20 protein-coding genes and 2 pseudogenes are annotated in these 20,951 nt (G+C 40.8%); 5 read left to right on the forward strand and 17 right to left on the reverse strand.

Annotation, left to right across the window (positions count from 1 at the left end; genetic code table 11):
• Positions 1 to 2,718: a pyruvate dehydrogenase (acetyl-transferring), homodimeric type gene (aceE, locus tag F991_RS16145; RefSeq protein ID WP_004673435.1), complete on the reverse strand. Its 2,718-nt coding sequence runs from the start codon at positions 2,716 to 2,718 to the stop codon at positions 1 to 3.
• Positions 2,719 to 2,924: 206 nt separating this feature from the next.
• Positions 2,925 to 3,611, reverse strand: coding sequence for a M23 family metallopeptidase (locus F991_RS16150; RefSeq protein WP_004673436.1), 687 nt, complete (start codon positions 3,609 to 3,611; stop codon positions 2,925 to 2,927).
• Between the two features lie 106 nt (positions 3,612 to 3,717).
• On the opposite strand from F991_RS16150, the gene F991_RS16155 reads away from it, so the two are divergent.
• Positions 3,718 to 4,158 carry a hypothetical protein gene (locus F991_RS16155; protein ID WP_004673437.1) on the forward strand — a complete coding sequence of 147 codons (441 nt, stop codon included), beginning with the start codon at positions 3,718 to 3,720 and terminating at the stop codon, positions 4,156 to 4,158.
• Positions 4,159 to 4,256: 98 nt separating this feature from the next.
• Here F991_RS16155 and lpxC read toward each other — a convergent pair whose 3' ends face one another.
• The 9 genes from lpxC to F991_RS16200 form a co-directional block, all read right to left on the reverse strand.
• On the reverse strand, positions 4,257 to 5,159 hold the full coding sequence (gene lpxC, locus F991_RS16160; protein WP_004673438.1) for a UDP-3-O-acyl-N-acetylglucosamine deacetylase: 903 nt from the start codon (positions 5,157 to 5,159) through the stop codon (positions 4,257 to 4,259).
• Positions 5,160 to 5,361: 202 nt separating this feature from the next.
• Positions 5,362 to 6,537 (reverse strand): cell division protein FtsZ, encoded by a 1,176-nt coding sequence (gene ftsZ / locus F991_RS16165; RefSeq protein WP_004673440.1) that lies wholly within the window; start codon positions 6,535 to 6,537, stop codon positions 5,362 to 5,364.
• Positions 6,538 to 6,703: 166 nt separating this feature from the next.
• On the reverse strand, positions 6,704 to 7,966 hold the full coding sequence (ftsA, locus tag F991_RS16170; RefSeq protein WP_004673441.1) for a cell division protein FtsA: 1,263 nt from the start codon (positions 7,964 to 7,966) through the stop codon (positions 6,704 to 6,706).
• A gap of 63 nt (positions 7,967 to 8,029) precedes the next feature.
• Positions 8,030 to 8,887 carry a cell division protein FtsQ/DivIB gene (locus tag F991_RS16175; RefSeq protein WP_004673444.1) on the reverse strand — a complete coding sequence of 286 codons (858 nt, stop codon included), beginning with the start codon at positions 8,885 to 8,887 and terminating at the stop codon, positions 8,030 to 8,032.
• Between the two features lie 3 nt (positions 8,888 to 8,890).
• On the reverse strand, positions 8,891 to 9,817 hold the full coding sequence (locus tag F991_RS16180) for a D-alanine--D-alanine ligase (protein WP_004673445.1): 927 nt from the start codon (positions 9,815 to 9,817) through the stop codon (positions 8,891 to 8,893).
• Positions 9,818 to 9,851: 34 nt separating this feature from the next.
• A complete protein-coding gene (gene murC / locus F991_RS16185) occupies positions 9,852 to 11,297 on the reverse strand; it encodes a UDP-N-acetylmuramate--L-alanine ligase (RefSeq protein WP_004673448.1) in 1,446 nt (481 codons plus the stop codon).
• Between the two features lie 14 nt (positions 11,298 to 11,311).
• A complete protein-coding gene (gene murG / locus F991_RS16190) occupies positions 11,312 to 12,409 on the reverse strand; it encodes an undecaprenyldiphospho-muramoylpentapeptide beta-N-acetylglucosaminyltransferase (protein ID WP_081398975.1) in 1,098 nt (365 codons plus the stop codon).
• A gap of 228 nt (positions 12,410 to 12,637) precedes the next feature.
• Entirely contained in the window at positions 12,638 to 13,582 is a 945-nt protein-coding gene (gene gshB / locus F991_RS16195) for a glutathione synthase (protein ID WP_004673453.1), read from the reverse strand.
• A 221-nt stretch (positions 13,583 to 13,803) separates the two neighbouring features.
• Entirely contained in the window at positions 13,804 to 14,286 is a 483-nt protein-coding gene (locus F991_RS16200) for a glutathione peroxidase (RefSeq protein ID WP_004673456.1), read from the reverse strand.
• Positions 14,287 to 14,468: 182 nt separating this feature from the next.
• Between F991_RS16200 and F991_RS16205 the strand changes: the two genes are divergently transcribed.
• From F991_RS16205 to F991_RS16215, 3 genes and pseudogenes are all read left to right on the forward strand, one after another.
• Complete coding sequence (locus F991_RS16205) at positions 14,469 to 14,921, forward strand: MarR family winged helix-turn-helix transcriptional regulator (RefSeq protein WP_004673458.1); 453 nt, start codon at positions 14,469 to 14,471, stop codon at positions 14,919 to 14,921.
• Positions 14,922 to 15,107: pseudogene (locus tag F991_RS17875) on the forward strand (DUF3565 domain-containing protein).
• A 39-nt stretch (positions 15,108 to 15,146) separates the two neighbouring features.
• Positions 15,147 to 15,647 (forward strand): GNAT family N-acetyltransferase, encoded by a 501-nt coding sequence (locus F991_RS16215; RefSeq protein WP_004673461.1) that lies wholly within the window; start codon positions 15,147 to 15,149, stop codon positions 15,645 to 15,647.
• Positions 15,648 to 15,898: 251 nt separating this feature from the next.
• On the opposite strand, the gene F991_RS16220 is transcribed toward F991_RS16215, so the two are convergent.
• The 3 genes and pseudogenes from F991_RS16220 to F991_RS16230 all read right to left on the reverse strand — a co-directional run bounded on the left by F991_RS16220 (position 15,899) and on the right by F991_RS16230 (position 17,347).
• Positions 15,899 to 16,609: a hypothetical protein gene (locus tag F991_RS16220; protein ID WP_034595744.1), complete on the reverse strand. Its 711-nt coding sequence runs from the start codon at positions 16,607 to 16,609 to the stop codon at positions 15,899 to 15,901.
• An 85-nt stretch (positions 16,610 to 16,694) separates the two neighbouring features.
• Entirely contained in the window at positions 16,695 to 16,997 is a 303-nt protein-coding gene (locus F991_RS16225) for a helix-turn-helix domain-containing protein (protein WP_004673466.1), read from the reverse strand.
• Positions 16,990 to 17,347, reverse strand: a pseudogene (locus tag F991_RS16230) (type II toxin-antitoxin system RelE/ParE family toxin). Before F991_RS16230 ends, F991_RS16225 begins: the two are co-directional and overlap by 8 nt.
• A 197-nt stretch (positions 17,348 to 17,544) precedes the next feature.
• Between F991_RS16230 and F991_RS16235 the strand changes: the two are divergent.
• Positions 17,545 to 18,264 (forward strand): SDR family oxidoreductase, encoded by a 720-nt coding sequence (locus tag F991_RS16235; protein WP_004673469.1) that lies wholly within the window; start codon positions 17,545 to 17,547, stop codon positions 18,262 to 18,264.
• Positions 18,265 to 18,450: 186 nt separating this feature from the next.
• Here F991_RS16235 and F991_RS16240 read toward each other — a convergent pair whose 3' ends face one another.
• From F991_RS16240 to F991_RS16250, 3 genes are read right to left on the reverse strand one after another with little or no spacing between them, the layout of a single operon-like run.
• Positions 18,451 to 19,206, reverse strand: coding sequence for an SDR family NAD(P)-dependent oxidoreductase (locus F991_RS16240; RefSeq protein ID WP_004673471.1), 756 nt, complete (start codon positions 19,204 to 19,206; stop codon positions 18,451 to 18,453).
• Positions 19,207 to 20,508, reverse strand: coding sequence for an FAD-binding oxidoreductase (locus F991_RS16245; RefSeq protein ID WP_004673473.1), 1,302 nt, complete (start codon positions 20,506 to 20,508; stop codon positions 19,207 to 19,209).
• Positions 20,509 to 20,856, reverse strand: a complete 348-nt coding sequence (locus F991_RS16250) for a GtrA family protein (RefSeq protein ID WP_051064217.1) — start codon at positions 20,854 to 20,856, stop codon at positions 20,509 to 20,511. It lies immediately after the preceding gene.
• Positions 20,857 to 20,951: the final 95 nt, after the last annotated feature.

The following is a 20,951-nucleotide window of genomic DNA, read 5'->3' on the forward strand; positions in this document are numbered from 1 at the left end:
TTATTTCCCCTCACCTGTTTGCGCTTCATGGTATTCAGCAACTGCCTGAACTTCTGGATGCGCTTGTGGAGCCCAAGCCACTGGACGATCAGTATCTAACTCAAAGTTAGAAATTGCATCTTTAACTAAACGTGCATCCACTTCACCTTCGTCAGCTAATTTTTTCAAAGTCGCAACAACGATATGTGCAGCATCAACACCAAAGAAACTACGTAAGTTCGCACGTGTATCTGAACGGCCATAACCATCTGTACCTAATGCAACAAATGGACGACCATCAGGAAGATATGCACGAATTTGTTCGCTGTACGCACGCATATGGTCTGTAGCAGAAACAACGATACCTTCTGTACCACGTAATTGTTTAGATACCCAAGATTCTTTCACTTCTTCAGTAAGTGGGTGTAAACGGTTGTATTCTTCACATGCCATACCATCACGCGACAACTCATTGAAGCTTGTTACACTCCAAACGTTTGAGTGGATTTGGTATTCATCACGTAAGATTTTCGCAGCTTTAATCACTTCACGAAGAATGACACCTGAACCAAGTAATTGGACAGTTGCTTTTTCATCATTTTCGAACAAGTACATACCACGTTTAATGCCTTCCTCAGCGCCTTCTGGCATTGCAGGATGCTCGTAGTTTTCGTTCATTACTGTTAAGTAATAGAACACACGCTCTTGGTTTACATACATACGTTGTAAACCGTCATGAACGATTACAGCTAACTCATAACCAAAACATGGATCATAAGATACACAGTTTGGAATTGTGTTCGCCAAGATATGTGAATGACCATCTTGGTGCTGTAAACCTTCACCGTTCAGTGTAGTACGGCCAGCAGTAGCACCAAGTAAGAAACCTTGTGCCTGTGCATCACCTGCCGCCCATGCAATGTCACCAATACGTTGGAAACCAAACATTGAGTAGTACATGTACATTGGAATCATCGGCAAGTTATTGGTTGAATAACTGGTACCTAACGCCGCCCATGCACTCATCGCACCCGCTTCGTTAATTCCTTCTTGAAGCATATGACCATCACTTGCTTCACGGTAATGCATGAGCTGTTCTTGGTCTTCTGGGGTATATTTTTGACCGTGAGCAGCATAAATACCGAGCTGACGGAACATACCTTCTAAACCAAAAGTACGTGCTTCATCTGGAACGATTGGTACTACGCGGTCTTTAATTGCTTTTTCTTTCAGTAAGGCAGAAATTAAACGAACCATCAACATCGTGGTCGATTGTTCTTTACCACCTGAACCGCTTAATACTGCATCAAATACAGATAATTCAGGAATCGCTAAAATTTCACTCTCTTTACGACGTGCAGGTAGGTAACCACCTAATGCTTCACGACGCGCCTTCATATACTTCATTTCTGGAGAGTTTTCACTTGGGCGGTAGAATGGAAGCTCTTCTAACTTATCATCTGTAAATGGCAGGTTAAAACGGTCACGTACATATTTCAAAGAGTCGACCTGCATTTTTTTGATTTGGTGAGTTTTGTTCACCGCTTCAATTTCCTCAGACAAACCGTAACCTTTAACCGTTTTCGCAAGAATAACGGTTGGTTGACCTTTGGCTTTCATTGCTTCTGCATAGGCAGCAAAAACTTTGTACGGGTCATGACCACCACGGTTAAGATTATCGATGTCTTCATCGCTTAAATCTTTTACAAGTTCCGCAGCTTCTGGGTACTTGCCAAAGAATTTCTCACGTGTATATGCACCACCTTTCACTTGATAGCGCTGGTACTCACCATCAACTGTTTCTTCCATTACTGCTTTTAAAGCGCCTGAATTATCTTGAGCAAGTAGAGGATCCCAATGACGGCCCCACACCACTTTAATGACACGCCAGCCCGCACCACGGAATAAAGATTCTAATTCTTGAATAATTTTACCGTTACCACGTACAGGACCATCGAGGCGCTGTAAGTTACAGTTCACGACCCAAATTAGGTTATCAAGCTTTTCACGACCAGCAAGTGAAATTGCACCAGTACTTTCTGGCTCATCCATCTCGCCATCACCAAGATATGCCCAGACTTTACGATCTTCTTCTTTAATCAAACCACGATTCATCAAATATTTTTGAATGTGTGCTTGGTAGATCGACATGATTGGACCAAGACCCATTGAGACTGTGGGGAATTGCCAATAGTCCGGCATTAAATACGGATGTGGATAGCTTGGTAAACCGTTACCACCAACTTCACGGCGGAAATTACTTAACTGTTCTTCAGTTAAACGTCCTTCAAGGAATGAACGTGCATAAATACCAGGAGCACAGTGTCCTTGGTAATAAATCATATCTCCGCCAAAGTTATTGCTGTTTGCGCGGAAGAAATGGTTAAAACCTACGTCATATAATGTTGCACTTGATGCGAAGCTCGCCAAGTGTCCACCTAGATCATCACCTGTTTTATTCGCACGAAGTACCATTGCTAAGGCATTCCAACGAATCAATGCACGAATACGGCGTTCCATATCTTGGTCGCCAGGCATCGCAGGTTGTTCTTCAACTGAAATCGTATTGAGATAAGGTGTATTTAAGCGTTGAATTGGAACATGTTTCGCAATCGCCCGTTGATAAAGCTTTTCCAGTAAGAAAGCAGCGCGCTCCGTGCCCATGTGCTGCAATACTGAATCAAAAGCATCTTGCCATTCTTGGGTTTCCTGCGCGTCAGAGTCGCCATAAAACGCCATATAATTCACCTTTTCCCTTAAGTTATATTGTTGTTGCTATATTTATCATGTTTTGGCTTCATAAAGGTATTGCCCTAAATGAATACAAAAGCACTTAATATTTTTTTCCTAAATAGTCATTGACCCAAATCAAACATAAAACATAAAAAATCGCCAATAAAGGCGATTTTCTTTAAATATTTATATACAACTGTTAATAAATTACATTAAGGCAACATTGCAAGGTAAGTTGAAGGGTTTCTGCGTTGACCATCTTTCACAACTTCAAAATGTAAATGAGGTCCAGTACAACGACCTGTACATCCAACATTGGCAATATGCTCACCAGCGCCGACACGATCACCTGCACTCACCATTAAACGTGATGCATGCGCATAACGTGTGACATAACCGCTGCCATGGTCAATTTCAACATATTGACCATAACCTGTACCCCAACCTGCTTTGGTCACAACACCAGGACCAGTTGCATAGATAGGTGTACCTGATGGTGCCGCAATATCAACACCTGAATGATGACGGGTCGAACCCAATAAGGTGCGATTGCCCCAAGTAGAACTTACTCGGCCTTCTTGTAGTGGATGACTCACCAACCAAGAATGACCTGTCCCCGCTGAGAAAGATGATCCGCTGTCTTGGCGACCATATTTTTTCTCAATGCTTGCATTATTCAATTCAATGGTTTTTTCGCGTAATTTAACCGATACATTGGATACAGCAGGTAAATCAATATCATCAGGGTGGGTATAAGAACCTTGAGCTAAGGTATTTGATAACTGTTCTAAACGATCAGCAGCATTTGCTTGATTGATATTTTGATAGTCTGCAAAAGCAACTGAAGCAGCTGAAGCCGCCAATGAAAATGCCAGTAAAATACGACGCGTATGATGCATAAAAAACCTCTTGAAACCGTCCTTAAAAAGTCCCTTTATCATCTCTTCCTTGATAACAGCCAAAATAAACGCTTAAGATGGGCATATCTCCTCGAAGGAAGTTGACATGTCTGAACCTAGCAACGTTTTTCAACAGAAAGGACAACGTACAAAAACTGGAAACTTAACGTTTCTAACGACGCAAGTCACACAATGGACACAACTTACGAAAATTATTCAACCTTTACTGCCCCAACCAGAGCAATGGCAAGTTGTTTGTTATCAACATGGTGTTCTGATCATAACCGGTGAAAATCAAGCAATGATTAGTCAACTCAGTTATTTGCAAAGCCACTATGTTGCGCAGTTAGCTCAACTCCAAGGACTTCATGATTTACGAAAAATTCAAGTTCGTTTAAGACACAAAGTTATTGCACCTCAACAACCATCCCCCTCATCAAAAGTACTTACACCAGAGACTCAAGAGCTATTGCGTAGCGCCGCTGAATATGTGAGCGACCCTAAGCTTAGCCAAGCTTTACTACGTTTGGCAAGCAATAAAAAGTAAACCACTCAATTTAAGTGATGGAATCTACTGTTATTTTCCGTGACGTGCATCTCATTTCAGCTTGTTACATTATAACATAGGCATGGAAAGACAATGACTTATGTCACACTTACATACGGAATTGGACAATTCTTCTCGTCATCAAATGTTACAATTTCATAGCTGCTTGGATCATTTTGAACATTGCGTAATAGCTGATTATTGAGTGCATGGCCTGATTTATAGCCATCAAACTTCGCAATGACCTGATGTCCAAGGAGATATAAATCCCCGACTGCATCCAAAATCTTATGTCGGACAAATTCATCCGCAAAGCGCAATCCTTCTTCATTGACTACACCTGTATCATCCACCCCAATCGCATTGTCTAAGCTCGCGCCCAAGGCAAGATTATTGGCTTTTAAGTAATCTAAATCTTTCATAAAGCCAAAAGTGCGTGCTTCACTCACTTCATAGACAAAAACTTCTGTGGAAAAATCAATGGTGGCTGACTGGTATTCTTTAGCAAAGGCAGGATGATCAAAATCAATGGTAAAATTCAACTGAAAGCCTGAATGCGGTGTAAAAATCGCGCGTTTATCTTCTATTAATGCTTCAACAGGTTTTAAAATTCGAATAAATTTTTTCGGCGCATCTTGCTCCGCAAGTTCACCTTGTATGAGTAAATAAATAAATGGCCCTGCACTTCCATCCATAATCGGAACTTCAGAAGCGGATACCTCAACAATTAAATTATCAATCCCAAGACCAGCAATGGCACTCATGACATGTTCGATGGTGCCCACCTTAATGTCTTCACGGACCAGATTGGAACACATAAAGGCTTCTTGGATCAGCAAAGCATCGGCTGGAATATCAACTGGCGGATTTAAGTCGATACGGCGAAAGACAATACCTCCATCAATATGGTGTGGAACAAAATTAATCAGCACCTTTTGACCACTGTGCAGACCAATACCGCTCGCTTTCACCACACGTTTGAGAGTCCGTTGTTTCAACATGCCATGCCAACTTTATTTGCAAAAACCGCTATAAGTTAGCATATTTAGGGTCTTTTGGCACTTCATAAATGGATTGCCTTGTCAAAGAAAATCTCATCAGAGCTGAAATAAAACGTAAGCAATAGCGACATGATGACCCATTTATTCTAAAAATAAAAAAAAGGGGTAATCAATACCCCTTTTTAACCATCTTTTTATTCGACTATTTACGTTGTTGATTTTTCAAATAGTCTTGAATACTCATCGGTGATGACAACGGTGATGAACTTGGCGCTGCATTGGCTGAAGCCTCTGCATTCGCACGCTTATTGATCGCAGGAACATCATCTTCATCAACAGCTTGGGTTGCTTGAGCGGAAGCATGTGTAGCAGTCGTACGTTTTTTATGATCAACTTCGGCTGAATTGCGTGTTAAACCCGTTGCAATAACGGTGACACGAAGCTCATCACGGGCATCTGGATCAAATACCGTACCGTAGAAAATCTCACCATCATCCAAATCAACGATTTGATTGACGATATCGGTAATAATTTCTGTTTCGCGAAGGGTAATATCATCGCCACCTGTGATATTGATCAACACGCCTTTGGCATTGATAATATTTACATTATCAAGCAACGGGCTGCGAATCGCTTGCTCAGCAGCTTGACGTGCACGATCTTCACCACGGCCTAAACCAGCACCCATCATGGCATAACCACGTGTACTCATCGCTGTTTTTAAATCGGCAAAGTCAAGGTTAATGTGACCACGATTGACCACCAGATCGAAGATACTGCGAACCGCATTTAGCAATACATCATCTGCCTTTTTATAGGCATCTTTCATTGAAATATCGCCATAAACACTGAGTAAGCGCTGGTTCGGAATAATAATCAAAGAATCAACATGCGCTTCTAAAGCATCAATGCCCTTTTCCGCAGATTTTTGACGACGACGTCCTTCAAAGTTGAATGGAGTCGTGACAACACCAACGGTCAAAATCCCCATTTCTTTGGCAACTTCAGCAACCACTGGCGCCGCGCCGGTACCTGTACCGCCACCCATGCCCGCAGTGACAAAGACCATGTCAGTACCTTCAAGGTGTTGGCGAATCACTTCACGACTTTCTTCTGCGGCAATCTGACCCACTTCTGGGTTTGCGCCAGCGCCTAGGCCACGCGTGCTTTGCTCACCCAATTGAATCTTGAATGGTGCATTCATAGAGTCAAGTGCTTGCTTATCTGTATTGGCACAGACAAATTTCACACCTTGAATATCAGACTGCGCCATGTGCTGAACAGCATTACCACCACCACCACCAACACCAAACACTGTGAAACGGGCTTGACCGTTGCCATCGTCTAGTTCATCTTCTATAAATTCAAATGAGGCCATGACCTTTAGATTTCCTAATATATTAATGGCAGTTACTTCAGCCCGTTACTGCCCTGATTTTTAAAACTACTGATGTTTAGGATGCTGTGCAATAATCATCAACTTGTCAAGTAGAGTGACTTAGTATTACAACTTCCTAACAAATTTTCCTAAAAATAACTACAACTTAAAATATAGCCTTTAATTTGCTATTCAATGCATTCCAACCATTGGCAACCCGATCCACAAAACTACGATCCGCGGCTTCCTCTGGTTCTTCAACCACATCTTGCAAATCACTTTGGCTAAACATCAACAAACCTGAAGCCGTGGCATACATCGAACGACGCAAGGCTGGCAAATGCTGATCATCGGCATACACCTGTAACGGTGGATTGCCCAAATGTGCAGAGACACCAAGCATCCGTCGTGCCAAATTCACCATACCTTCGATTTGACAAGCATCGCCCGTTAACACCACGCCATGATACAAACCATGAATCGCACCACTATGCTGTAATTCATCACGAATCAGCGCAAAGATTTCCTCATAACGTGCAATGATGATTTCTGCAAGTTCAATACGACTAATGGTTTGGGTGCCATCAATCCCCTGTACTTGGATCATATGATCAGGTTTCACCACACTCAGATCCACACAACCATGCAGTATCTTGATCCGCTCAGCTTCATCCGTGGTGGTCTGTAGTACAGCCGCAATATCACGCGTTACATTTTCACCACCACGCTGCAAAGTACGGGCTAGCGCTAGACGTCCATCTAGATATACCGCAATATTGGTAATACCCGCACCAATATCTACCAAACACACGCCATATTCTTTTTCATCTTTAAGCAGACTTGCTTCCGCGGTTGCTAAGCAAGACACCACCATTTTTTCCACCCCGATATTCGCGCCTTTCATCGCACGATCAAGGTTTTGCATGGTACTAATTGGCATCATCATCAATTGATAATGTCCCGTCATACTGTGTGCAGACATATTGACGGGGTTCTGCACCCATTCCGCCGAATCACCCAACTCAAAACCAAGTGGCACTGCACTTGCTAAATAATAATCTGGGGAAACATGACTGGCTTTCGCCAGCTCTAACGCTCTGACTACTTCATTTGTTGTAATAATATGATCATGGTTGGCCACAGGTGTACGACCAGAGGCATAAAAACTCTGTAATTCTGTACTCGGAATAGACACCCAAGCGCTATGAATACGGCACTCCGCCATATCCTCAGCTTCGGATACTGCGTTTTTAATCGCCGCAATGACCTTGTCTAGACTGACAATCTTGCCCTTAACCATACCTCGGTTACGAGCGGATGCCATGCCAATGACTTGGATCTTGTCCGGCGCATGGATTTTACCAATTAAAACTGTGACCTTATGAGTCCCAATATCAATCGTAACAACTGAGGGAACAGTTTCACTCATTACTTGAATACCATATTTTGTTGTGTAGTACGGGCAAACTGCCTGTTGTTTTCAAGCCACGTATTATGGCTTTGCCTGAATTGCACCTGCAAGGCTTGTGTCATCAATCGTTACAACAAACTGACCGTTGACGATCTTAGGCGGTGTTGCATTTCTCCATTGAATGGCAAGGCCATTCCGATAACGCAAGTCAATCGCCGAGATTTTGGGCCATACAGGTTTTAGATCCGTTTGTGCCAAATGGCTTAAGCGTTGTAGTTTATTCATGGTCTGATCTTGATCTACAATAATACGTAAACCCGAATCAAACTGCATAAACCACGTCATACGCTCGGTTAAATACAACTCTTTTAAACGCAAATCAGCAGGCAGAAACAGCTGATTAATTTCATTATAACGACGCATCATCATTTTGGATTGGCTGGTCGGACCATGTAAAAGCGGTAAATTTGGATGTGCTTTTGGCACAGCCTCGCTAAATCCTTCACCATTGTCACTGAGCAAACGCCCTGTTCCCCAACGCGCAATCGCATGACGCGGCATCACCCGCACACGAATTGCATTTGGCCAAGCTCGTGACACGACCACACGGTCGACCCATGAAACGTTTAATGCTTGATCTCGAATGAGTTCTAAATCTGAAGTGAAATAATTATCTTTAATAATCGGCGTTAATTTCTGAACCAATAACTGGTTTTCTTGTTCTGAATTTGCACCAACCACCTGCAATTCCGCCACTGTGGCATCAGTCATGACTTTATACAAGCCATAAATACCCAGCGCCAGCACTGCAAATGCAATCACCAGCAACACCCAGCCGCCCGCATTCACCATCTTTTGTTGAGGTGAAGGCGGTTTCTCGTGGATAGAGCTAATCGCTGGCCGTGATTTACGGCGCATGGATGCAGGGAGTTGAGCCATAAATTAAGCCGACTTTGTTAAGGTTTGCTCTAAAATCGCAACGCAGAGCTGATCGAAACTATAACCCACGGCTTGTGCTGCTTTCGGCACGAGAGAATGACTGGTCATACCCGGAACGGTATTCACTTCCAACAACCAGAAGTTGCCTTGCTCATCTTGCATGGCATCAATACGCCCCCAATCTTCTGCACCCACTGCTTGGAACGCACGCAAGCAAAGCGCTTGTAAACTTTGCTCTTCTGCCTCGCTTAACCCGCAAGGAATCCCATATTCAACATCATTACGTTGATATTTGGTTTCATAATCATAAAACGCCACATCTGCTGGCGGTTGTAAACGAATTACAGGTAAAGGCTGACCATTCAAAAATGAAATGGTAAATTCACGACCTGTAATCCATTTTTCAGCCATCACCACTGCATCATGCTGCGTTGCTTTTTCAATGGCAGCAGCAAAGTCTTCGGCTTTCTCAACCTTACTCATGCCGACACTTGAGCCTTCATGCACAGGTTTAATAATCACAGGCAAGCCCAATTCCGCAATCACAGCATCCAAGTCAGTCGCTTTGCTAATAATACGGTATGGTGCTGTTGGTAAGTCACTGCCTTGCCAAATTTGCTTGGTTTTGACCTTGTCCATACCAATCGCAGAACCTTGTACGCCAGTGCCTGTATAGGGAATATTTAACCATTCCAATACCCCTTGGATCTGACCATCTTCACCGCCGCGACCATGCAACACGATAAAAGCGCGATCATAAGCAACCAATTCAGTCACACTACGATCTTGTGGATCAAATGCTTCTGCTTGCACGCCTGAACGCAACAATGCATCTAAAACGGCTTGACCACTATCCAATGACACAGCACGTTCAGCCGACTTCCCACCAAACAACACAGCAACTTTGCCGAATTTTGCAGCATTTGACACGTTTATATCCTTAAAACTTTAATACAAAATACAATTATTTGGCATACAAGCGATGCTGAGCCAATTCTACCGAAATTGCCCCCACGTTACCTGCGCCTTGTGTTAATAACAAGTCATTCGCTTGTAACACTTTTTGTAAAACACTTGGTAAATTACCTTCGACTGGATCAACCAAGATCGGCTCAACCTGTCCACGTAGACGAATACTACGCGCTAAAGCACGACTATCAGCACCAACCACTGGCTTTTCACCTGCGGAATACACTTCCAATAACAACAATTGATCGACTTGAGATAACACATCCACAAAATCATCAAAACAGTCACGGGTACGACTATAACGGTGTGGTTGGAACATCATGACTAAACGACGATCTGGATGGCTGGCACGTGCCGCTTTGATGGTCGCTTCGACTTCTTTAGGATGATGACCATAGTCATCCACTAATTTCACCAAGCCATCTCCGACTTCAAATTCACCTTGAACTTGGAAGCGACGTCCGACACCACTAAATCCTGCTAGCGCACGACAAATCGCCTCATCCGAAACGCCTTCATCGGTTGCCACCCCAATCGCGGCCAATGCATTCAGCACATTATGCAAGCCCGGTTGGTTGACGGTGACACGTAACGGTTCACGATCTTTACGCAGCACAGTGAAGTGTGAACGCATACCATCTTGTTCTACATCAATGGCACGAACGTCATTATCGTCATCAAAGCCATAAGTAATCACAGGACGACCCACTCGCGGAAGAATCTCGCGAATATTGGCATCATCTCCACAGACCACAGCTAAGCCATAGAACGGCAAATTATGTAAAAACTGGATGAAGGTATCTTTTAACTTGTCAAAGCTACCGTCATAGGTATCCATGTGATCTGCATCGATATTGGTGACGATGGCCGCCATCGGTTGCAAATACAAGAACGATGCATCTGACTCATCGGCTTCAGCCACGATAAAGCGACTTTCACCAAGTGCAGCATTTACACCTGTGCTATTCAACAACCCACCGATCACATAGGTCGGATCAAGGTTTTCTTCAGCCAACATGGTGGTCAGCAAACTGGTGGTGGTGGTTTTACCATGCGTACCTGCCACAGCAATCCCGTGACGATAGCGCATCAACTCACCCAACATTTCCGCACGACGCACGATCGGCGTACGCTGCTCAATCGCGGCTTTGATCTCTGGATTTTCAGGATCAATTGCGGTTGAAACGACCAATACATTGGCATTTTTAATATTTTCAGCACTATGACCAATGTACACTTTGATGCCATTGGCTTCGAGTTGCGCTGTGGTCTTTGAGGCTTTAATGTCTGAACCTGAAATTTTATAGCCTTGGTTACCCAACACTTCAGCAATACCACACATCCCCGCACCACCAATCCCCACAAAATGGATGTGTTTAATACGGCGCATCTCTGGCACTTTAATCAGCTTTTTAGCTTGGTTTGGATTTGTTGGAGACATAAATAAAACTCAAATTACAATTTTTTAATCAGATCAACCACATGCTGAGTTGCATTCGGTTGTGCTTGTTGACGTGCTTTAATGGCCATTTCAGATAAAAGCTGGCGGTTGAGTAAACTCGCCAACAGCTCATCTAAAGCTGCTGGCGTCATCTCTGCTTGCTGGCAAATCTTGGCAGCCCCTACATTTGCGAGGAATTTCGCGTTTGCGGTTTGGTGATCATCTACCGCAATTGGTAAAGGTACAAAAATTGCTGCAAGCCCTGCAGTTGCCACTTCAGTAACGGTTAACGCACCTGCTCGGCAAATAATCAGATCTGCATCGCTATAGGCTTTGGCCATATCATGAATAAACGGTTCAACTGCGACATTCATACTCGCAGGTGCAGCTTGATAACGATTTCGAGTTGCATCTTGCTGATTTTGACCACATTGATGAAAAACATTTAACGGCACATTGAGTTTGATCAAGGCTTCAGGTAAACGCTCATTTAACGCTTGCGCCCCCAATGAACCACCGACAATCAAAATATTGATCGGTTGCTGCTCTTGTTCACGGCTTTGATAACGCCATGATGGATTCAAAATGGCACTGATTTCAGCTCGCACAGGATTGCCTGTGGTGACCACTTTATCATTGCTTGGAAAAGTATTTGGAAAAGCCTGACAAACTGTTTTGGCAATCCGTGACAACTGGGTATTGGTAAAGCCAGCAACTGCATTTTGTTCATGGATGAGAATCGGAATACCGAGCAAACGTGCAGCCAAACCACCCGGTCCTGCGACATAACCACCAAAACCAGCAACAGCATCAATCTTGAGCTGCTTCATGTAGCGCATTGCGCTTAAAGTTGCTTTTAAAATTTTAAAAGGTGCAGTGAGTTTACGCAACAAACCATTACCACGCACACCTTGGATATCAATTTGATAAATCGGAATATTTTGATCTTTGAGTAAGCGATTTTCCATACCCGTAGGCGTCGCCAACCATGAGACTTGGCAGCCTTCTTGTTGAAGTTGTTTGGCAACAGCAAGCGCAGGAAAAACATGCCCACCCGTACCAGCGGCCATCATCAAGACATGTTTGGGTTTGTTCTGTGGTGAATTGGTCACGGTGTAATTCTTCAACTCAAAAAAGAAGGTTATCGTCTATTGTTTTCGGCAGTTATTTTAATCCTAAAGTTTCATTCACGAAAAGCGAATTTCACTCGTTTACAACAGAAAGCTATACTTTTTGCAATTGTTTGCTAAAAACATGATGATGTCTACATCTAATTGCCCATTTACTGCTAAATTAACATAAAAAATAAATGGGCAATTCGGTCAAAAATTGATAATAAATTAGTTTGTACGACCCGCTTCTAACACCGCAAATAAATCATCGGCAATGGCAGTGCCAAATTGGTCATCAATCTCACGAATACAGGTTGGACTGGTGACATTAATCTCGGTGACATAATTGCCAATCACGTCTAATCCGACAAAAACCAAACCTTTTTCACGCAAGAATGGTCCAACTTTTGCCGCAATCATTTTGTCATTTTCACTCAGCGGACGGGCTTGACCTAAACCACCCGCAGCTAAGTTGCCACGCACTTCACCGTTTTGTGGAATACGCGCCAAGCAATACGGCACTGGCTCACCATTAACCATCAAAATGCGTTTATCCCCTTCCACAATTTCAGGAATATAACGTTGTGCCATGATTGGACATGTACCTAGTTCAGTGAGCATTTCTAAAGTTGAACCAATATTCACACCATCTTGATACAAGCGGAAAATCCCTGTACCACCCATGCCATCCAATGGTTTTACGATGACATCACCATGTTCTTTGATGAATTCACGAATTAAACTTTGTTGTGAAGTCACCAAGGTCGGGACTTGTAGCTCAGGGAATTGGGTAGCAAACAGCTTTTCATTACAGTCGCGTAAAGATTGTGGTTTATTGATAATCCACGCTCCTTCTCGCTCTGCCTGTTCCAAGATATAAGTGCTATAGACAAAATTCATATCAAACGGCGGGTCTTTACGCATCAACACCACATCATAAGCAGCAATCGATTCTTTTTGCTTTTCGCCTAACTCATAATAATGATCATAATCTTCAAACACTTTTAACGGCGAAATCAAACCAAACGCTTTACCTTGATCGATATACAAATCTTGTTGTAATGCATAACCCAACTCATGTCCACGACGGCTGGCCGCCCATAACATCGCCATGGTGGAATCTTTTTTTAAATTCACAGTTTCAATTGGGTCCATCACTACAAGTACACGCATAATCTGACGCTCGTATTTTTAATCTTGGCAAAAGTATAACGAACTTTAATGATGATGTTTAAACAAGTTATGTAATTCTTAATTATAAAAAATCTATTTTATTCAGTCGTCTACAATGATCTATATATCAGGTCTGAATTGATCATTGATTAAAAATCAGAAAATTACTGGTAGATGATTTCAATACCAGTAATTTCCAAATCATCAACACTTTATACAACTTAAGCCAAAAGTTTTTGAATATCTTTGCCAATTTTTTCAGGTTTTGTCGTTGGAGAGTAACGTTTGATTACTACGCCATTTTGATTGATCAAGAACTTGGTGAAATTCCATTTAATGCTTGCACTGCCTAACAGACCTTTCGCTTCCGAAGTTAAGTATTGATACAAAGGATGTGCAGTTGGTCCATTCACGTCAACTTTGGCAAACATCGGAAATGATACGCCATAGTTACGCTGACAGAAGCTGCCAATTTCTTCATTGCTTGATGGGTCTTGATTGGCAAACTGGTTACATGGAAAGCCTAAAATCACGAGACCTTGCTGTTGATAGTCTTGATATAACTTTTCCAGTCCTTCAAATTGTGGGGTTAAGCCGCATTGACTTGCGGTGTTGACCACCAGTAAAACTTTGCCTTGATAGTCTGCAAGGTCCTTTTGCTCGCCTTCTAACAGCTCAGCTTGAAAATCATAAATTGTCGTCATACAACATCTCGCTCTGATTCAATCAATCTTATTTGCCTAATAGCTTTGTCTAGTCGTTCAGCTATGCATATTAATATTGCACACAATTATCTTGCGTGCAAGTTAATTATGCGCAATATACTTTTGTGCATTTCCAAACTATACTGTTCTCTAGCAATAATGATGGTGTTGAGGAGTAAAGCATGACTGAAATTTCTTACTTGGATAATCAAGTGTGTTTTGCGATGTACTCCGCGACCAATGCGATGATTCGTCAATATCGCCCTTTACTTAAGCAATACGACCTGACCTATCCGCAGTTTATTGTGCTACTGGCTTTGTATGAAAAGGACAATGTGACTTTGTCTGAAATTGGACAAAAGACCTTTTTTGATTCAGGAACGCTCACGCCGATTATTAAAAAACTCGAAGAAAAACAGTTTTTAAAGCGTGTTGCGGTGAAAGAAGATGAGCGCATGAAGAAAGTGATCTTGCTGGAAAAAGCGCTTGCTGCAAAAGATGAAATTACCTTGATTCCTTTTAAACTCGCCTGCTCTTTGGGTGTTGATCCAAATGATTTGGTGGCGATCCATAATCTATGCCATCGTTTTTTAAAAGGTTTAGAGGATTCTAAACTCGAAAGTTTGAGTGAATAAATGCAACAAGCCATTGTTGGATTTCACCTCGATGAAGAAAATCATTGGGTTGCTGATCTTTCTTGTGGTCATACGCAACATGTGCGCCATGGCAAAATCGCTCTTGAGTGTTGACTGAACAAGGGCGTTTAGAAAAAATTGGAGTGTTGTTGGACTAAGAAGTGCGAGGAGATAAAATCTGGATAAGAGGTTTTGTGTTAAATTTAATTTTTTGTAAAAGAAAAAATGATGAATATTGAGATTAAAATTTTAAATGTAAGTGATATTAACGATTTTAGAAATATTCGACTTGCAGCGTTATTAAATGCCCCTAAAATGTTTGGTTCTAGCTACGCAGTCGAACTAAACAAGCCTTTAGCTTTTTTTCAGAACTGTTTATCAAACTCAATAGTATTTGGCGCTTATCACGGAAAAGAAATCGTCGCTTTAGCAACGTTAACACAAGAAACCGTCGCCAAAATTTCCCATAAAGCCTATCTATCAAGTGTATTTGTTCAACCAGAATTTCAAAACAAAGGTATCGCAAATGAACTAATTCAAGCAGTTATAGAACATAGTAATAAACATATCGAACAAATTTTACTGACCGTCGCTGATGACAATAACTCTGCCATTCATCTTTATAAGAAACTTGGTTTTCAAATATACGGTGTAGAGCACAAAGCATTAAAAGACCATGACAATATGGAATATACTGATGAGCTCATGATGAAGCTTTTCTTATAGTAGAGCTAATCACCTATGGCTGCGGATTGCTCTAAATCCCCTTCTTCAGACGAGCAAAGAAACTCTTGTTTTGGTTGTTTTTAAAACGAATTTATTGGCTAAAAAGTGACAAATGTGCTTAAAAAGAAGCTAGCTTGTTTCAAAGTCGGCTTTTTTGACAGTTTCTGGGATTATGCTAGTTATTAAGCATTTGATTTATATGAATTACATAGCTCTGGTTGCGTTTAACGCCCATTATGTTAAGTAGGTGATTATTTCTTATAAATATGCGGCATTTTTTTCTTCTCATCATCACAATGCCACGCTGCAATTTTCTGGTTCAGAGTGGCATTGTGAGATTGATTTTCATCATTTATTTCTAGATATTCTTCGTTACTTTCATCATCTGAATCCTTATCTTTTTCTAAAGAAAAAGAGTTATAGCCAATTTGATTTAAGGTTTCGTTGATATTATCAACATCATCAAAATCAATATTTGCATGGCCAAAAATTTCTTTTATGTTTTGCATTCTTTCTGTTTCATAGAAAATTTGCTCGGCTTCTATTCTATGTAAATCAGCTCTGTATGCTAATGAATCAGGGTGATGATCATAATAGTCTTTGACGTTATAACCTAATCGTTCTAAACCCTCTTCATCCTTAATATTTTTGGCTTTAATTTCAGGATCTTCAAGTAAGTGAAAAGGACTAAAGATAATCCACTTTTTCCCATTCTTACGATACGATTTACCTGAGTAGGCTTTAGTATCTAAATACTCTTTATAACCAAGACTTTTAGCCTTTTCTACACTGGCTAAATATGTATTTTCACAAAACATGTTGTTCTTAACATTAGCTAAAATTAACATAATACGCCTTATGCGCAAAACCTGATTTTTTCCTTTTCTCATCAACACCTTATCTAAATCCGTTCTAGGGTTCAGCGCACTGGAACGGATTTTTTGTGATTTTTCATGTTCCACACTTATTTTTCAATCATTATTTCCAACAATTGATTAGAAATACTTAAAAGAGGCAACCTTATGCCCTTTTTTGTTCTCCAAGAATTTAAACATTAAATCCGATATGTTTTCCTGTAGGAAGCTCCACATCGATACGAAGCTTTCCGCCCATCGCTTCTACATATTTTTTCATGGTTGAAATCTTTAAATCATTACCTCGATTTTCAATCGCTGAAAGTGAAGGCTGTTTGATCCCAAGCGTTTCAGCCAGTTCTTTTTGAGAAATCTCTAACTCTTCACGAATAAGATAAAGCTGAGTTTCTAAAAGCAATTCATCTGCCATTTCTTGAATACGAGCTTGACTCTCTGGAGAGCGACTAGCCAGTAATTCTTGTAAGGTCTTAGCCATTAGATTGATCTCCTAAAGTTGAGAGATGCAGTTCATATTGCTCATCTGCAACTGCCAGCATCTCTGTATAAAAACGCTTCTTACCACTTTTATCACCAATACACAGCACAATCGCTTGTCGAAATGGATCAAATACAAAAAAAGCTCTTAGAGGCTTACCTCGATGTTGAACATCGTAGCTCTTTCATATTTGTAAATTTTGAGTCATATACAGTATCAACCATAGGACGACCTAAACTCGGTCCCTGCTGTTGTAGAACAACTAAAGCTGCTAAGACTTTTTCTTGTGTGGATTCATCCTGCCGTTCAAGCCATTCATTAAACAAGTCTGTCGTAATGACTGTCCACATATCACAACCAAAAATATAGACTACAATCTATACCTTATAACAAAGAGAATAGATTCGCAATAGAGAACATTAGAACAAAAACCACATCATATTTCTCATGAGTCATAATCCACATTTAGCAGATCAATTAACCCTTGACCTCAAGCTAAGTTGAGCTTTTATAGTTGCGTTTTAACCTTAGATACATGGAAAGATTGATGAGTGATTCAAATAAAACATTTCTCATTTACGGGGTCAGTAAAGGGCTAGGAAAAGCCATTGTTCAAACTGTACCAAAGTCAACAGATACCATCTATGGCGTATCTCGCACCCAACCACGAGAAATTCCAAACTTAAACTGGATCTGTACTGATCTTTCCAAACCTGAACAAGCTGTAAGTGATGTACAGGCTGTGATTGGACAGCAAAAAATTGATGTGCTGATATACAACGTGGGCATTTGGGAACAACAGGCATTTAGCGAAAATTATAATTTTGCAGACGTTTCTGCTGCTGAAATCAGCCAAATCATTAATACCAATATCATCACCTGTATCCAATCCATTCAATCATTACTTGAAAATCTAAAGCGCTCTGACAATGCCAAAATTATTCTGATCGGTTCAACTTGGGGTGTTGATAACCATAACGGCAAAGAACTTGTTTTCTCGGCAACCAAATTTGCATTAAGAGGTATTGCACAATCCCTCAGAGAAATCTTACGTGAACATTTAATTGGAGCGAGTGTGCTTAATCTAGGCTACCTTGCCAGTGAATATGAGATTGAAAAACCTGTTGAAGAAATTTTAGAAGAAACGGAATACTCCTTAATCCCATTGGCAGATGTTCTTCATGCAATTAATTTTATTATTTCAACCAGTAAGGCTGCCTGTGTAAAGGAAATACTTATGCCTGCAATGTTGGATCAGAATGTTTAGTTTTTTTACGCTTAGGTTCTGACTATATAAATGATCTTTCATGACAAGTCGCACTTGGGTTTTAACTAAAAAAATATGTCATCAGAAACCAAGGGCGATGTTGGAGTGCAAACGTCGTATATTCTAGATAAACACACATAAGTTAAAAAGCCCAATATATGATTGAGCTTTTTAATTATAAATAATTTATATGTCCATTTTTCTAAATAAAAAGAAAGGTAAATTTCGGATAATCATCATAATGATCGCCCATTTACCTGGCGTATAGACGGTTAATTTACTTTTATCGATTCCTTGCACAATATCACGAGCAACTTGTTCAGGTGAGGCAAGCTTGCCTTTACCAGATATCCCAGCTGTCATAGGGGTTGCTGTCGGGCCCGGCTTAATTAAAGTTGCTGTGACAACAGAGCCCGTTAAAGCTAGGCGATGTTGTAATCCTTGTAGATATTTATCAATCAGCGCTTTCGATGCACCATACACATAATTCGATTTACGACCACGATCACCAGCGACTGAACCAATTACTGCCAATTTTCCATGATTATGTTCAATCATATGTTTAGCAATAATTTCAGTAAATAGAACAGGAGAAATTGCATTGACTTCGATTGCCTGTTGGCATTGAAGTAAATCATTTTGACATTGATCTTGATCTGGTAAATTACCATGAGCAATTAGGGCAATATCGATTTTTCCCTGTTGATTGATGGTATTAATGCAATCCTGAATGGCTGTCGCATTTAAAAAATCAACGGTCTGAAATTGGATGTTAGCTTGCGGGGTACGGACTTTAAGATCATTAGCAACACGTTGTAGCTTGTCTTGGTCTCGCCCTAACAAAATAATTTCATAAGGCTGCTGCTTAAGCCAGAGTCTGGCACAATGTTCGGCAATAGCGGAGCTTCCACCCACAATTAAGATTTTTGGTTGATTTGACATTTAAGCCCCTAATAGACGACGAGACATTTCCGAGCTGATGCCTGGATCTCGATATTTTAAAAATTCAGTAAAGCGAGGATAGCCCGCTTCAAATAGTGATCTTGGCATACGCGCATCTTTGGCTAAATAAAGGCGGCCTTGTGCTTGCTGTACAATATGATCCAATTCATTTAATAACTTTAATGTTTTTTCCCCACGATTAGGGAAATCTAACGCCAAAGTAACGCCAGACTTTGGAAAACTCAGCAATCCCCCAGATTCACGATCACCAAAGGTTTTTAATACAGCTAAAAATGAGCCCTCACCCGATTTTTTAATGGTGTTTAACATCTCTTGAGTGACTTCTTTGCCAATCTCTTTCGGGACCACACTTTGATATTGATAAAACCCTTTGGGTCCATACATTTTATTCCATTCATGCATGGCATCTAACGGATAAAAGAATGGCTCGTAATGTACGGTTTGAGGCTGTTTTTTTAGCGAATTTCCATGGAAATAGGCAAAATTAAAGACCGGTAAACTGAGTTTATTGACTAATGAAATAGGTGGAGTGATTGGAAATGTTTTATCGTTAATTTTAGGTTCTATATGAGTTGATTCACTTGCTAGGTTGCCCCTTGTAAAAAGTCCTTTGGCATTCGCACCATTCATACAATCAATCCAGGAAACTGTATATTCCCAATCTGGTTCGGATGAATCAGAGAGTGCAAAAAACTCATCTAGATTGTGGTAAGGAATGGTTTCTGAGTCAATCCATGAACTTTGAACCGAACGTAACTGAATTTTTGCTTCTAAAATGATTCCTGTTAGACCAATCCCGCCTAAGGTTGCATAGAACCAATCTGCTCTTTCAGTCTTTGAACACTCAATAATTTCACCATCAGTTCTCATTAATTTAATGTACAGAACGTGGTCACCAAAAGAGCCAAAAGCATGGTGGTTTTTGCCATGTACATCGTTCGCAATGGCCCCACCAACGGTAATCATTTGTGTTCCTGGTGTTACAGGTAACATCCAACCCTGCGGGATCAGTGTTCTATGGATATCTTGTAATGTAGCACCCGCTTCGCAATGTAAAATGCCAGTATTTAAATCAAAAGAAATCAAATGATTCATAGCTGTCGTCAGCCATAAAATACCATTACCATTTAATGCGACATCGCCATAGCTACGCCCCATACCATGAGCGATACCCGGGAACGTACCATGTTTTATTTGTTTGGATGCTTGTGAAGGTGTTATTAAAGGAATAACTTGATGTTCAGCGTCAGAAAGTCTGCCCCAAGCCTGTATTGTTTTCATTTATGCCTCAACTTTACGAAACACAAAATGTTTATCTAAGTAATATTTGCAAATATAGCCAATCATTAGACCGATTATTCCACCCACGTAACGCATTTCTTTGGTTCCAAAAGCTGCGTGAAAGCCAAACTCAAAGCCCCAGAAAATAATAGTCGTAAAAATACCCATGATGGTATAAAGCACAAAAACCTTTCCATCATGTTTTGTATTCTGTGTTTTATATTTAAAAATGTATTTTTTATCCAGCACATACTTAACAACTAAGCCAACACCTGTACCAATAAAAATTGAAATAAAAATATAAAAATTTCCAACATAAATGTAACTAGAAATATCTTGTGCTACAATATTAGACTTCCGTCATAAATCAAAAAACGTACAATTTATTTGATCTTAAATTAATCAGCAAAATTATTTAATTCAAGAGATAATCCTTGGATGAA

This window comes from Acinetobacter sp. CIP-A165, assembly GCF_000367985.1.
Taxonomy (GTDB): domain Bacteria; phylum Pseudomonadota; class Gammaproteobacteria; order Pseudomonadales; family Moraxellaceae; genus Acinetobacter.